Source organism: Bradyrhizobium sp. Ai1a-2 (genome assembly GCF_000426245.1).
Lineage (GTDB): Bacteria > Pseudomonadota > Alphaproteobacteria > Rhizobiales > Xanthobacteraceae > Bradyrhizobium.
On sequence record NZ_AUEZ01000019.1, the window covers coordinates 86,188 to 100,090 of the forward strand.

The following is a 13,903-nucleotide window of genomic DNA, read 5'->3' on the forward strand; positions in this document are numbered from 1 at the left end:
AACAACGTTCTGCGCCCTCGTCGTGATGGGCGTGTCCGGCTCGGGCAAGAGCACGATCGGCGAGACGCTTGCTGCGCGGCTCGGCTGGCGCTTCGCGGACGGCGACCGCTTTCACCCCGCAAGCAACGTCGCGAAAATGAGCGCAGGCCAGCCGCTCACCGACGACGACCGCCGTCCCTGGCTGCAGGCGATCGCGGACGAGATCGATCGCGTCTGCAAGGCAGGCCAGCACGTGGTGGTCGCCTGCTCGGCGCTGAAGCGTGCCTACCGCGAGATCCTCCTGCATGGACGGAACGACGTCGGCATCGTCTACCTCGACGGCACCGAGGCGCTGATCGCGAACCGGCTCACCCAGCGCAAGGGCCATTTCATGCCGCCGGGCTTGCTCGCCAGCCAGTTCCAGACCCTGGAGCCGCCGGGCGTGAGCGAACATCCGATCACCGTCCCGATCGACGGGACGGTTGACGCCATCGTCAACGCCATCATCCGCCAAATGAAACAGATCACCCCATGACCCGCATCGCCCTGCTCGTTTCCGACGTCGACGGCACGCTGCTGACCAAGGAAAAAGTCCTGACCGACGCTGCCAGTGATGCCGCGCAAAAACTGCATGCTGCCGGCATCGGCTTCACCATCGTCTCCAGCCGACCCTCGATCGGCATGGGATTCCTGATCGAGCCGCTGTCGATCACGCTGCCGGTCGGCTCCTTCAACGGCAGCTCAATCATCGATCCGCAGCTCAAGCCCGTCGAGCAGCACCTGATTCCGCCGGCGACCGCGTTGCGGAGCATCGAGCTGCTGCGCGAATTCGGCGTCGATATCTGGCTGTTCACCAACGACCGCTGGCTGACGGCCAATCCCGACGGCGAATATGTCGCGCACGAGCGGCACACCATCCGGCACGACCCGACCATCGTCACCGATTTCACGCCCTATCTCGACCAGGCCTGCAAGATCGTCGGCGCCTCTTCCGACGCCGCGCTGCTCGCGCGCTGCGAAACCGCGATGCAGCAGGCGGTGGGCACGGAGGCGACCGCCGTCCGCTCGCAAACCTATTACCTCGACGTCACCCCGCCCGGCTACGACAAGGGTACCTTTGTCGAGGCGATGGCAAAGCGGCTCGGCATTCCGACCGAGGCGGTGGCAACCATCGGCGACATGCGCAACGATTTGCCGATGTTCGCGAGGAGCGGCGTTTCCTTCGCGATGGGCAACGCCACCGACGAGGTCAAGAGCCAGGCGAAGTTCGTCACCGACAGCAACGAGCACGACGGCTTCGCCAAGGCGATCGAGATGGTGCTGAACTACAACGAGACTGCTTGACCGCCATCGCAGGAACGACAGCCGTAGGATGGGTAGAGCGAAGCAATCCACGCCTCCGCGTGTCGAGAGGTGGATTGCTTCGCTCCGCTCGTAATGACTGGAGCGTTCAACTCTCCTTGCTCGCCGCGCCCTCGACGAAATCCACCGGCGTCTCTTTCTTGACGCTCGTGCCAAGCAGCGTCGCGTCCCAATTGGTCAGGCGGACGCAGCCGTGGGATGCGGATTTGCTGATCTTCGAGGGTTCGGGCGAACCATGGATTCCGTACCCTTCCCCCGAGAGCCCGATCCAGTATGCCCCGACCGGATTGTTCGGACCGGGCTTGATGACGAACGGCCGCTTGGCGTGCACGCCCTTGAACTTGTAGGCCGGGTTGTAGCGGTAATACGGATTGGCGTCGGATGAAGTCACCTTGAGCGTCCCGCTCGGCGTCGGCTTGTCCCCGCTGCCGACAGTTGCCGGAAAGAACGCGACCAGCGCGCCGCCGCCATCGAAGGCCTTGACGGTCTGCCGCGACTTGTCGACCTCGATCCGCGCCACGCCCAGCTTGAGTTGCGGATCGCGGCCGCTGACGACGAAAATGGTCTCGCCGGCGCGGTCGAACTTCTTGCCGGGGTTGAACTGGGTCAATAGCCCCTCGCTCATGTGGAATTTCTCCGCGAGGCCCTCGCGCGCGGTTTTGTAGCCGAGCGCCGGCAGCGATTTCATCGCCTCCAGCTTGGCGGGAATTCTGCTGATAAACGGTCCTTTCACATCCTTTTGGGAAATCGTGTAGCTCGTGATGATCTCGTTCTGGCTGGTCTCGTTCAGCTTGGCCCAGATCTCGGGAGTGAGCGTCTTGTGAAACGTCAGACCCTTGGCTTCCGCGAACGCCTGCAGCGCCTTGCGCGTATTCTCGGCAAACTTGCCGTCGACCTCTCCGGGCGAAAACAGCGCGCGCTCGAGCAGGACCTGGGCCTTGATGATTGTCGCATCGGCCTTGTCCTCGGTCGCGGGGCGAGCCCGGTAGGTGGCATTGTTGATCGCTGCGGCATCGAGGCCGGCAGCGAACGCCGCTCCTGAAAACCAGCACGCAAGCAGCACTGCGGCGAACAGGCGAGCCATTCCCGATCCTCCAGCGAGATGTTTGCAGACAATGATCGTTGACCCCGCGGGTTCCTTCGCGCAGGTCCAGGCGGCAGCCTATTTCGACCGCTGCACGGCCGGCTTCTCCGCCGTCCGCTTGGCGTCGCTGAGATTGTGCGCGGTGTTGATCAGCGCGATATGGGTCAGCGCCTGCGGGAAATTGCCGGTCTGGCGGCCGGCGACGGCGTCGAACTCTTCGGCCAACAGGCCGAGATCATTGGCGACGGCGGTCACGCGATCGAACAGCGTTTGCGCTTTCCCGACCTCGCCCGCGAGCACATAGGCGTCGGCGAGCCAAAGCGTGCAGGCGAGGAAGGCGCCTTCGATCGGCTGCTTCTCCTCCGAGACCTCGCGCGGATCGTGCCGCATCACGAAGCCGTCGCGCATCAGGTATTGCTCGGTCGCGGCCAGCGTGCCGAGGATCCGCGGATCGGTTGGTGGCAGGAACCCAACCGCCGGCAGCAGCAGGACGCTGGCGTCGAGCAGTTTCGAACCATAGGATTCGACGAACGAATTGAGCTCAGGATCAAATCCCCTGGCGCAGACCTCGCGGTGGATGGTCTCGCGCAGCACCAGCCATTTGTCGAGCGGCGCCTTGAGGCCGAATTGTTCGACGCTCTTGATGCCGCGGTCGAAGGCGACCCAAGTCATCACTTTCGAAAAGACGTAGTGCCTGCCCTCGCCGCGCCGCTCCCAGATGCCGTTGTCCGGCCGGTCCCACTCTTCGGCAAGATGCTGGAGCACGGTGCACTCCAGCGACCAGCTCCGGTCGTCGAGCTGCAGCTTCGCCACACGCGACTGGTGGAAGGCGTCGATCAGTTCGCCGTAGACGTCGAGCTGCAGTTGCGCATGTGCGGCATTGCCGATGCGCACCGGCTGCGCGCCCTCATAGCCGGGTAGCCAGAGCGCTTCCCATTCCAGCAGCCGCCGCTGGCCCATGATGCCGTACATGATCTGCATGTTGGCCGGCGATCCGGCGGCCGCGCGCAGCAGCCAATTGTGCCAGGCCAGCGCTTCCTCGGTATAGCCCGAGTTCATCAGCGCCAGCAGCGTGAAGGTCGCATCCCGCAGCCAGCAGTAGCGGTAGTCCCAGTTGCGCTGGCCGCCGAGTTTCTCCGGCAGCGAGGTCGTCGGCGCCGCAACGATGCCGCCGGTCGGCGCGAAGGTCAGCGCCTTCAGCGTGATCAGCGAGCGCAGCACGAGGTTGCGGGCAACCCCCTCATAGGTGCAGCGGTTCGACCACTCAGTCCAGAACACCTCGGTGTCCTGCAGGGCCTGCGCAGGATCGATCGGCCCGGGCACCGGCAGATGCGAGGGTCCGTAGGTCATCACGAAAGGCAGGGTCTCGCCTTCGCCGACCGTAAATTCGGCCACCGTGGTCATGTCCTGTCCGCGGGTCTCGACCGGCGAGCGGAGCACGATCATGTCCTGCCCGGCGATCGCCAGCAGCACCGATCCGTCCTCGCTCTTCTTGACCCAGGGAATATCGGCGCCCAAGCCGAAACGGATGATCAGCTCCATCTTCAGGCTGACGGTCCCCTTCACGCCGCGCACCAGCCGCACGACGTCGGAAGCATTGCCGCGCGGCGGCATGAAGTCGATCATCTCTACGACGCCGCTTGCCGTCTCGAACCGCGTTTCCAGGATCAGCGTGTTGTCGCGGTAGCGGCGGAAGGTCTTGATGATGGCCTCGGCCGGCGCGATCAGCCAGCGGCCATGCCTGTTGTTGCCGAGCAGCGCGGCGAAACAGGCATCGCAATCGAAGGCGGGCCAGCACAGCCAGTCGATGGAGCCGTCACGGCCGACAAGTGCTGCCGTCTCGCAGTCGCCGATCAGTCCGTAATCTTCGATCCTGCAAGACACGGTGGCGACTGCTCCCTTTTTTAAGTTGATGCGGCTGACCGCTCGCGGGTGGCGTTCTTCAGCGCTTCGACGTCGATGGCGGAGGCGATGTGCTCGATCGACACCGGCAGCCGCCGCCGCCAGTTCGGATGTTCGTCGACGGTGCCGGGGACGTTCGGTTGGTCGACCAGACCGAGCAGGTCCTCGAGCGAAATCGTCAGCAGGCGGGACCTGGTCCGGGAGAGGAAAGCAGCCACCGAATAAAGATCGTGGCGGTCGATGCCATTCTGGCGCAGCACCTCGTCCAGCATGCCGAGCGCACGCCAGCGCGCCTCGTCGCTCTCGCCCGGATCGATGCCGAGCGAACGCTTCAGCTTCAAATCGCTGAACGAACGCCAGCCGGCATAGGTCGCAAGATCATGGGTGTTGAAGGTGACGAGCGCGTTGGCGGTGTAACGATCGATGCCGCGAAACGCCCCGCTGTCGTCGCGCTCGAACATCATCACGAGATAGGACCAGATGCCCCAGTCGTTCATCTGCTCGCGAAAACCTTCCGGCACGGTGCCGAGATCCTCGCCGATCACGACGCAGCGATGCGCCACGCTCTCCTGCGCGGTTGCGGCGAGCAGCGCCTCGAACGGCATCTGCACATAGGCACCGTTCTCCGGGCCGAAACCGTGCGGCACCAGATAAAGCCGCTTCAAGCCGAGCACATGGTCGAGCCGGATTGCGCCGGCATGGCGCATCGAGGTGCGCAGCATTTCCCGAAAAGGCTCGAAGGAGCGCATTTCGAGGCCGGCAGCGTTGAAGCCGGCAAGACCCCAGTCCTGCCCGGCGGTGTTCAGCGGGTCCGGCGGCGCGCCGACGCCGAGCAGGCGCGAGATCGCCCCCTGCTCGTTCCAGGCATCGAAGCCGTCGGACTGCACGCCGACCGCGACATCGAGATAAAGCCCGACCTTCATGCCGAGCCGGTGCGCAAGCGCGTCGCACGCCGCGAGCTGCCGATCGGCATTCCACTGCACGAATTCGACGAATTCGATCTCGCCGAAATCGGCACCTTTGCGCAGACGGCTGCACTTGGCGTCGTCCGGCCGCCGCCATTCCTCGGGCCATTCCCACCAGGGCTGGTTGAACTTCTTCCGCAAAACCTCAAAGCAGGCGAAGCGCGACAACAGCGGTCCGCGCTCGGTCCTGAAGCGTTCGAGATCCTGCCGGCGCTCGAGCGTCGGGCTCGCCTTGAAATTGGCGAACGCCGAGCGCAGCGCCTGCCATTTTGACGCCGCAACCGCACGATAGTCGACGATGTCCCCGGCACGCAGTTGTGCGAGCTTGTCATTGGCGCTGGGGTCGGCGCGGAATTCCGGCAGTTTCTCAACGTCGATATAGAGCGCGTTGAGGAACAGTCGGCTGTTCGGCGAATAGGGGCTACAATCATTGGGGCGGTCATCGAACAGCGCATGCAGCGGGTTAAGTCCGACACCACCGGCACCCAATTGATGGGCGAGTTCGATCAAGCCCCGCAGGTCCGTGAAATCGCCCATTCCCCAGTTGCGCGCGGAGCGCACGCTGTAGAGCTGGACCGCCAGCAGCCAGCAGCGGTCGAACTCGCCGCCGAAGGCGCGTTCCGGTGCGACAATCAGCGGCAGCTCTTCGGTCGATCCGCCGGCGTCGTTCAGGCGCAACTGGTAGACCCCGACCGGCAAGTCCTGCGGCCAGGATATAGTCCGGTCGCTCGTCTCACCCTTTGCCATCATTTTGCCACCGGCCGAAATCGTCCATGCGACCGGCAGCTTGGCGTCCATCGAAAGCTGCGACGGCGTCGGGCGACCCAGCCGGACGACGACCGGGTGGTCGATCCAGCGGCGGGGCTCGCGCGGCGGCAAGGCGTCGAGGATCGTTTTCAACGCAGCCGCGTCTGTCACACGGCGGTGGCCCTGACCGTCGATATATTCGGTCGTAATTCCAAGGTCTCTGGCTTTGGCGTAGAGGTCCATTCGGCACGCACTTTGCACACGACCCGGGAGCGCGGGTCACAAAATTATGTAGATGCAGGAAGGGGATAGATGATGTTTAACTCACTGTCCTTCCAGCCGTTCCGTGGGAACCAATGTCCCGCGAGCGGCTTTCTATATCAGTCCGGAGCGTATCCTTCACGCAACGGGGGCGTCATTTCCTTGTCAATGGCGGCATCACCGTGAACAAAACCGCTCAAACTGTCGAGAGTGCCGCGGGCACTTTTCATATCGAAGACGTCTATCCGCTGATCGACGGCGGCCGCTACCCCGTGAAACGCATCGTGGGGGAGCCCGTGGAGGTCTGGGCCGACGTCTACCGCGACGGGCATGACATCGTCGCGGCAGAACTGATCTGGCGCGGCGAACTCGACCACGAGTGGCGGCGCGAACTGATGACCCTGCATGCCAATGATCGCTGGTTCGGCTCCTTCGTCCCCGACACGCCCGGCCGCTATTTCTATGCGATCGAGGCCTGGACCGACGAGTTCGCCACCTGGCGCCACGGCTTTGAGCTGAAGCAGAAGGCCGGCGCCGATGTGACGCTCGACGCCATCGAAGGCGCGGGCATGCTGACCAAGGCGCAGGCCGGCGGACGGGCGGCTGCGGCCGTCATCCTCAAGCAGTGCGAGACCTATCTCCAGACCGGCGATCCGGCTCCCCTGCTCACGCCCGAATTGCAGGACGCGATGGCTGAAAGCCAGTTGCGGCCCGACCTGACGCGCTCACAGCTTTTCCCGTTCGTCGCCGACCGGCCGCGGGCGCGCTTCGGCTCCTGGTATGAGATGATCCCGCGCAGCCAGGGCAAGGTGCCCGGCCAGCACGGCACCTTCCACGACTGCATCGACCGCCTGCCCGACGTCGCGGCGATGGGATTTGACGTCGTCTACTTCACGCCGATCCATCCGATCGGCAGGATCAACCGCAAGGGACGCAACAATGCGGTGACCGCCAAGGAAGGCGATCCCGGCAGCCCCTATGCGATCGGCTCGGCGGAAGGCGGCCACGATGCCATCCATCCGGAATTGGGGACGCTGCAGGATTTCCGCGCTTTCGTGCTGGCATGCAAAGAGCACGATATGGAAGTCGCGCTCGACTTCGCGGTGCAATGTGCGCCGGACCATCCCTGGCTGAAGGAATATCCGCAATGGTTCAAGAAGCGGCCCGACGGCTCGATGCGCTATGCGGAGAACCCGCCGAAGAAATATGAGGACATCGTCAACCCGGCTTTCGGCTGCGAGGACGCGGGCGCGCTGTGGAATGCGTTGCGGGACGTGATCCTGTTCTGGGTCGACCAGGGCGTGAAGATTTTCCGCGTCGACAATCCACACACCAAGCCGTTCCCGTTCTGGGAATGGCTGATCCACCAGGTGCAGTTGCACCATCCCGACGTGCTCTTTCTCGCCGAAGCCTTCACGCGGCCGAAACTGATGAAGGGGCTGGCAAAACTCGGCTTCACCCAGTCGTACACCTATTTCACCTGGCGCACCCAGCGCTGGGAGCTGGAGCAATACCTGATCGAGCTCACCGGCTATCCCGAGCACGACTTCTACCGGCCGAATTTCTTCGTCAACACGCCTGACATCCTGCCCTTCCATCTGCAGGGCGGCGAACCCTGGATGTTCAAGTCCCGCGTGGCGCTGGCGGCGACGCTGTCCAGCACCTACGGCGTCTACAACGGCTTCGAGCTGCTGGAGCACGAGCCGATCCCGGGGCGCGAGGAATATCTTGATTCCGAGAAATACGAGATCAAGGTGCGTGACTGGGACAAGCCCGGCAATATCAAGCCCTATATCCGCGACCTCAACCTGGCGCGCCGCGCCAACGCAGCGCTGCAGCAGACCAGCAATCTGCGTTTCCTGCCCATCGAGGACAGCAACGTGATCGGGTTCGTCAAGGAAGCCGTCGACGGGAGCAACACGGTTGCGGTCGTGATTGCATTGTCGCGCGACGTCCACGAAGTCTGGCTGCCGCTGGGCGACGTCCAGCTAGGTGCCGGCGACGAGCGCCGCAATGTCGCCGCGGTCGAGAATCTCATCACCGGCGAACGCTATGCACTCGACTGGGGTGGCATCCGGGTGCGGATTGATCCGATGCGCGATCCGGCGGTGCTGTTCCGCTGCCTGGCCTGAAGGGGGCAGCGCCATGAACGTGCTTTCAGCGGTCGAGACAAAGGAACTGGTGGTCACCGAGACGGCGGACGATCTCTGGTACAAGGACGCCATCATCTACCAGCTCCACGTCAAGGCCTTCGCCGACAGCAACAACGACGGCATCGGCGATTTCGCGGGGCTGACCGAGAAGCTCGGCTATCTGCAGGATCTCGGCGTCACCGCGCTGTGGCTGTTGCCGTTCTATCCGTCCCCCGGACGCGACGACGGCTATGACATCGCCGACTATGGCGACATCAATCCCGATTTCGGGACGATGAAGGACTTCAAGCGCTTCATCCATGAGGCCAAGAAGCGCGGCCTGCGCGTCATCACCGAGCTCGTCGTCAATCACACCTCCGACCAGCACGCCTGGTTCAAGCGCGCGCGCCGCAGCCATCCCGGCTCGAGCGCGCGCAACTGGTATGTCTGGAGCGACACCGACCAGAAGTACCAGGGCACGCGGATCATCTTTACCGATACCGAGAAGTCGAACTGGACCTGGGATCCCGAAGCGGGCGAGTTCTACTGGCACCGCTTCTTCTCGCACCAGCCGGACCTGAACTTCGACAACCCTCGCGTGGTGCGCGCCATCGTGCAGGTGATGAAGCGCTGGCTCGACACCGGCGTCGACGGTTTCCGGCTCGACGCCATTCCCTATCTCTGTGAGCGCGAAGGCACCAATAACGAGAACCTGCCCGAGACCCACGCCATCATCAAACTGCTGCGGCGCGAGCTCGACACCTACGCCAGGGGCAAGATCCTGCTCGCCGAAGCCAATCAATGGCCGGAGGACGTGCAGGAATATTTCGGCCGCGAAGACGAATGCCATATGGCGTATCACTTCCCGCTGATGCCGCGCATCTACATGGCGATCGCGCAGGAGGACCGGTTTCCGATCACCGACATCCTGCGGCAGACGCCGGATATCCCGGCCAGTTGCCAATGGGCGCTGTTCCTGCGCAACCATGACGAGCTGACGCTGGAAATGGTTACCGATGTCGAGCGCGACTATCTGTGGTCGACCTACGCCAACGATCCCCGCGCCCGCATCAATGTCGGCATCCGCCGCCGCCTCGCGCCGCTGATGGACAATGACCGGCGCAAGATCGAATTGATGAACTCGCTGCTGCTGTCGTTCCCGGGCACGCCGATCATCTATTACGGCGACGAGATCGGGATGGGCGACAACATCTATCTCGGCGACCGCAACGGCGTCCGCACGCCGATGCAATGGAGCCCGGACCGCAATGGCGGCTTCTCCCGCGCCGATCCGGCGCGGCTCTATGCGCCCATGATCATGGACCCGGTCTATGGCTATGAATCCGTGAACGTCGAGGCGCAGTCGCGCAGCCTTTCGTCGCTGCTCAGCGCCACCAAGCGGCTGATCGCGGTGCGCAAGTCAACGCTGGCCTTTGGCCGGGGCTCCATGACCTTCATCCGCCCCGAGAACCGCTCGGTGCTCGCCTATGTCAGGCAGTATCAGGACGAGGTCATTCTCTGCGTCGCCAATTTGTCGCGCTCAGCGCAGGCGACCGAACTCGACCTTTCCGCCTTCAAGGGACGCATTCCCCTGGAGATGCTCGGCCGCACGCGCTTCCCGACGATCGGCGAACTGCCCTATATGGTCACGCTGGCGCCGTATGGCTTCTACTGGTTCCAGCTCCAGGAGCCCGACAAGTCCATCGCCATGCCGCGGCGCGCGGTGCCGGAATTCGAAACGCTGGTGGTGCCGCTGAATTCGACCTGGGTGTCGCTGGCGCGCGCCCGCGGCGTGTTCGAGCGCGACGTGCTGCCGGGCCACCTGTCGCGGGCGCGCTGGTACCCTGAGAGTTTGTCGAAAGCGATCCAGCCCCTGCTGGTCTCCGCCATTCCGTTCTGCGACATCGGCGACAACCGCCCCTGGCTCGCCTTCTTCGAGACGACGCAGCGCGGCGCCACCTCACGCTATGTGCTGCCGATCCGGATCGAATGGGTGCGCTTCGACCGCGAGCGCTACAATCCGCGCGCACTTGCCGCCGTACGGCAGGGCGCGCGCGAGGGCACGCTGCTCGACGTTGCGACCGATGAGATCTTCATCGCGCTGCTGTTGCGCAATCTGGCGCAATCGCTGACGGTCGAGGACGAGGAGCTGGGCATCGCGCTGCGCCTCGAATTCCGCCCGACCAGCCGCTTCACGGACAAGCCGATCAAACAGCCCCAGCGCATTCGCGCTGTGGAGACCGAGCAGTCCAACAGCACGGCGCTGGTGGACGAGGATTACGTCGTCAAGATCTATCGAAGGCTCGAGCCCGGCATCAATCCGGAGATCGAGATGGGGCGCTTCCTCACTGATGTCGCCGGCTTCGCCAACACGCCGGCGCTGCTCGGCACGGTCGAGCTCATCGAGGGCGAGAAGCGCAGTGCGATCGGCATCGTACATGCCTTTGTCACCAACCAGGGCGAGGCATGGACAGTGACCGCCGCCTATCTCGACCGCTTCGTCGAGGAACAGCGGCTGCTTGCGACCAACCATGAGACCAAGCAGAGCGAACAGCAGATCTCCTATCTGCGCTACATGGCGCAAACAGGAAAACGGGTCGCCGAGCTGCACATTGCGCTGGCCAGCAACCGCGACCTGCCCGAGTTCGTCCCGGAGCCGACCAGTCCGGAAGACGTGCAGCGCTGGATCGATGACATCTTGGCCCGCGCCGACCGCGTCTTCGAGACGCTGACACAGCGGCGGGATACGCTCAAAGAGGCCGATCGGCCGCTGGTGGCCCAGTTTCTGGCACAGCAGGACAGCTTGCCGGCCCGGCTGAAGGCGCTGCTGCCCGGAAACATCGATGGCCTCAACATCCGCCATCACGGCGACTTCCATCTCGGCCAGATGCTGATCGTCAAGGACGACATCTTCATCATCGATTTCGAGGGCGAGCCGCGCCGCAGCATCGCCGAGCGGCGCCGCAAGGCGCCGGCGGCGCGCGATGTCGCCGGCCTGGTCCGCTCGATCGACTACTCCGTCACCGCTGCGCTCGATCGGGTGCTGAAGGTTGCACCCGACGAGCAAGGCAAGCTCGCGTTGGCGCTTGCCGACTGGCGCGATCAGGCCACCGCGACATTCCTGGCTGCCTATCGCGAGACCATGGCGGGCCAGCCCTTGTGGCCGGCCGAACCGGAAGCCGCCGAGCGGATGCTCAACTTCTTCCTGCTTGAGAAAGCATTCTACGAGATCGAATATGAGCTGGCGCACCGTCCCGACTGGCTGCGCGTCCCGCTTACCGGGATGCTCCGCATCCTGGCGCAACAACCGCATGAGCTGCAATGACCAGATTGCCTGCTGAAGCTTACGCCATCATCGAGGGTCGGCATTCCGACCCCTTCCGCTACCTCGGAATTCATGCCGAGGGCGACCAGAGCGTCGTGCGCGCCTTCCTGCCGGAAGCCTCGAATGTCGAGGCGATCGGCGAACATGGCGAGACTGCAACGCTCGCACGCATTCATGACGCGGGCCTGTTCGCCGGTGCGCTGCCGAACGGCTCGCGCCGCTACCAGCTGCGCGCCCGCTTCGGCGACAATGTCGTCGATCTCGACGACCCCTACCGCTTCCCGCCCGTCTTGAGCGATTTCGATCTCTATCTGCTTGGCGAAGGCACCCACCAGCGCATCTACGAAAAGCTCGGCGCGCATCCGATGACGCTCGACGGCGTCGAAGGCGTCGCCTTCGTGGTGCTCGCGCCGAACGCACGGCGGGTCAGCGTGGTCGGCGATTTCAATTTCTGGGACGCGCGGCGGCACCCGATGCGGGTGCGCGGCGTCGGCTATTGGGAATTGTTCATCCCGCATGCCCGCGCCGGCGACCACTACAAGTTCGACATTATCGGCCCCACTGGCCAGCATCTGCCGCTGAAGTCCGATCCGGTGGCGTTTGGCGCGGAGGTGCGCCCGAAGACCGCCTCGATCGTGGTCGACCTCGACCACATTCCTCATCCGCAAGCAGCGCCGTTGGGCATCAACACCATTGGTGCGCCGATCTCGATTTACGAGGTCCATCTCGGCTCGTGGCGGCGCAAGGGCAACAATGAATGGCTGACCTATCGCGAGCTCGCCGAGCAGCTTCCGGCCTACGCGCGCGACATGGGCTTCACCCATCTTGAGTTCCTCCCCGTCAGCGAACATCCGTTCGACGGCTCCTGGGGCTATCAGCCGACGGGCCTGTTCGCGCCGACCAGCCGGTTCGGCTCGCCGGCCGACTTCGCCGCGCTCGTCGATGCCTGTCATCGCGAAGGGTTAGGAGTGCTGCTTGACTGGGTGCCCGGCCACTTCCCGGACGATCCGCACGGCCTCGGCCATTTCGACGGCACCGCGCTCTATGAGCACGCCAACCCGCTGCAGGGCCGCCATCTCGACTGGGGCACGCTGATCTATAATTACGGGCGCACCGAGGTGACCAATTTCCTGGTCTCCAACGCGCTGTTCTGGCTCGACCGCTACGGCGTCGACGGCCTGCGCGTCGATGCGGTCGCCTCCATGCTCTATCTCGATTACAGCCGTCCTCCCGGCGGCTGGATTCCGAACAAATATGGCGGCCGCGAGAACCTGGAGGCGATCGACTTCCTGCGCCGCTTCAACACCGAAGTGTTCGGACGCTTCCCGCAGGCGACGACCGCGGCGGAAGAATCGACCGCCTGGCCGCAGGTGTCGCGCCCGGTCGAGTTTGGCGGGCTCGGCTTCGGCTACAAGTGGAACATGGGCTGGATGCACGACACCTTGCGCTACATCGGCAAGGAGCCTGTTCACCGCAAATATCACCACGGTGACATCCTGTTCGGCCTGCACTACGCCTTCTCGGAGAACTTCATCCTGCCGCTCTCGCATGACGAGGTCGTGCACGGCAAACGTTCGATCCTGGGCCGCATGCCCGGCGACGACTGGCAGCGTTTCGCGAATCTGCGCGCCTATTACAGCTTCATGTTCGGCCATCCCGGCAAGAAGCTGTTGTTCATGGGCTGCGAGTTCGGCCAGGAGCGCGAGTGGGCCCACGAACATTCGCTCGACTGGCATCTGCTCGAGCAACCGAAATATGCCGGCGTCCAGGCGTTGATGCGCGATCTCAACCGGCTCTATCGTGCGCTGCCGGCGCTGCATGAACTGGATTGCGATCCGGCCGGCTTCGAATGGGTCATCACCGATGACGCCGACCACAACGTGTTCGCCTGGATCCGCAAGGGCAACAACGCGCGGTCGCGCTGCCTGGTGGTGGTCAACTTCTCGCCGAACGTCTATCATAACTATCGCGTCCGCGTGCCCTTTGCCGGAAAATGGCGCGAGGTGCTGAATTCGGATTCCTCCCACTATGGCGGCAGCAATGTCGGCAATATCGGCGAGGTGCTCACGCTGGAAGGGATCGTGCCCGAGCTCAGCCTGACCATTCCGCCGCTGGCTGCGATCTTCCTCGTACCTGAAAGCTGACG

At 64.0% G+C, this 13,903-nt stretch carries 8 protein-coding genes; 5 read left to right on the forward strand and 3 right to left on the reverse strand.

All coding sequences use genetic code 11. The features are described from left to right. Nucleotides 1-25 precede the first annotated feature (25 nt). Complete coding sequence (locus K288_RS0115480; RefSeq protein ID WP_051334549.1) at nucleotides 26-514, forward strand: gluconokinase; 489 nt, start codon at nucleotides 26-28, stop codon at nucleotides 512-514. Beyond that, the gene (locus tag K288_RS0115485) at nucleotides 511-1,323 is read left to right on the forward strand and encodes an HAD family hydrolase (protein ID WP_027580392.1); all 813 of its coding nucleotides are present in this window, start codon (nucleotides 511-513) and stop codon (nucleotides 1,321-1,323) included. The genes K288_RS0115480 and K288_RS0115485 overlap by 4 nt, the downstream gene beginning before the upstream one ends. A gap of 106 nt (nucleotides 1,324-1,429) precedes the next feature. On the opposite strand, the gene K288_RS0115490 is transcribed toward K288_RS0115485, so the two are convergent. The 3 genes from K288_RS0115490 to malQ form a co-directional block, all read right to left on the reverse strand. After that, nucleotides 1,430-2,425 (reverse strand): L,D-transpeptidase family protein, encoded by a 996-nt coding sequence (locus K288_RS0115490; RefSeq protein ID WP_043159923.1) that lies wholly within the window; start codon nucleotides 2,423-2,425, stop codon nucleotides 1,430-1,432. A 78-nt stretch (nucleotides 2,426-2,503) separates the two neighbouring features. Then, entirely contained in the window at nucleotides 2,504-4,309 is a 1,806-nt protein-coding gene (locus tag K288_RS0115495; RefSeq protein WP_027580394.1) for a glycoside hydrolase family 15 protein, read from the reverse strand. Between the two features lie 20 nt (nucleotides 4,310-4,329). Continuing rightward, nucleotides 4,330-6,282 carry a 4-alpha-glucanotransferase gene (gene malQ, locus K288_RS0115500; protein WP_027580395.1) on the reverse strand — a complete coding sequence of 651 codons (1,953 nt, stop codon included), beginning with the start codon at nucleotides 6,280-6,282 and terminating at the stop codon, nucleotides 4,330-4,332. A 200-nt stretch (nucleotides 6,283-6,482) separates the two neighbouring features. On the opposite strand from malQ, the gene K288_RS0115505 reads away from it, so the two are divergent. Genes K288_RS0115505 through glgB form a run of 3 tightly spaced genes read left to right on the forward strand, consistent with a single transcriptional unit; the run spans nucleotide 6,483 to nucleotide 13,901 of the window. Continuing rightward, nucleotides 6,483-8,432: an alpha-1,4-glucan--maltose-1-phosphate maltosyltransferase gene (locus K288_RS0115505; protein WP_027580396.1), complete on the forward strand. Its 1,950-nt coding sequence runs from the start codon at nucleotides 6,483-6,485 to the stop codon at nucleotides 8,430-8,432. A gap of 13 nt (nucleotides 8,433-8,445) precedes the next feature. Next, nucleotides 8,446-11,757: a maltose alpha-D-glucosyltransferase gene (gene treS, locus K288_RS0115510; RefSeq protein WP_027580397.1), complete on the forward strand. Its 3,312-nt coding sequence runs from the start codon at nucleotides 8,446-8,448 to the stop codon at nucleotides 11,755-11,757. Further along, a complete protein-coding gene (glgB, locus tag K288_RS0115515; protein WP_027580398.1) occupies nucleotides 11,754-13,901 on the forward strand; it encodes a 1,4-alpha-glucan branching protein GlgB in 2,148 nt (715 codons plus the stop codon). The genes treS and glgB overlap by 4 nt, the downstream gene beginning before the upstream one ends. Nucleotides 13,902-13,903 lie beyond the last annotated feature (2 nt).

Excerpts from the sequence above, each read along its gene's own strand:
- K288_RS0115480 (WP_051334549.1), top strand. The coding sequence starts at position 26 with ATGGGCGTGTCCGGCTCGGGCAAGAGCACGATCGGCGAGACGCTTGCT.
- K288_RS0115485 (WP_027580392.1), top strand. The coding sequence starts at position 511 with ATGACCCGCATCGCCCTGCTCGTTTCCGACGTCGACGGCACGCTGCTG.
- K288_RS0115490 (WP_043159923.1), bottom strand. The coding sequence starts at position 2,425 with ATGGCTCGCCTGTTCGCCGCAGTGCTGCTTGCGTGCTGGTTTTCAGGA.
- malQ (WP_027580395.1), bottom strand. The coding sequence starts at position 6,282 with ATGGACCTCTACGCCAAAGCCAGAGACCTTGGAATTACGACCGAATAT.
- treS (WP_027580397.1), top strand. The coding sequence starts at position 8,446 with ATGAACGTGCTTTCAGCGGTCGAGACAAAGGAACTGGTGGTCACCGAG.
- glgB (WP_027580398.1), top strand. The coding sequence starts at position 11,754 with ATGACCAGATTGCCTGCTGAAGCTTACGCCATCATCGAGGGTCGGCAT.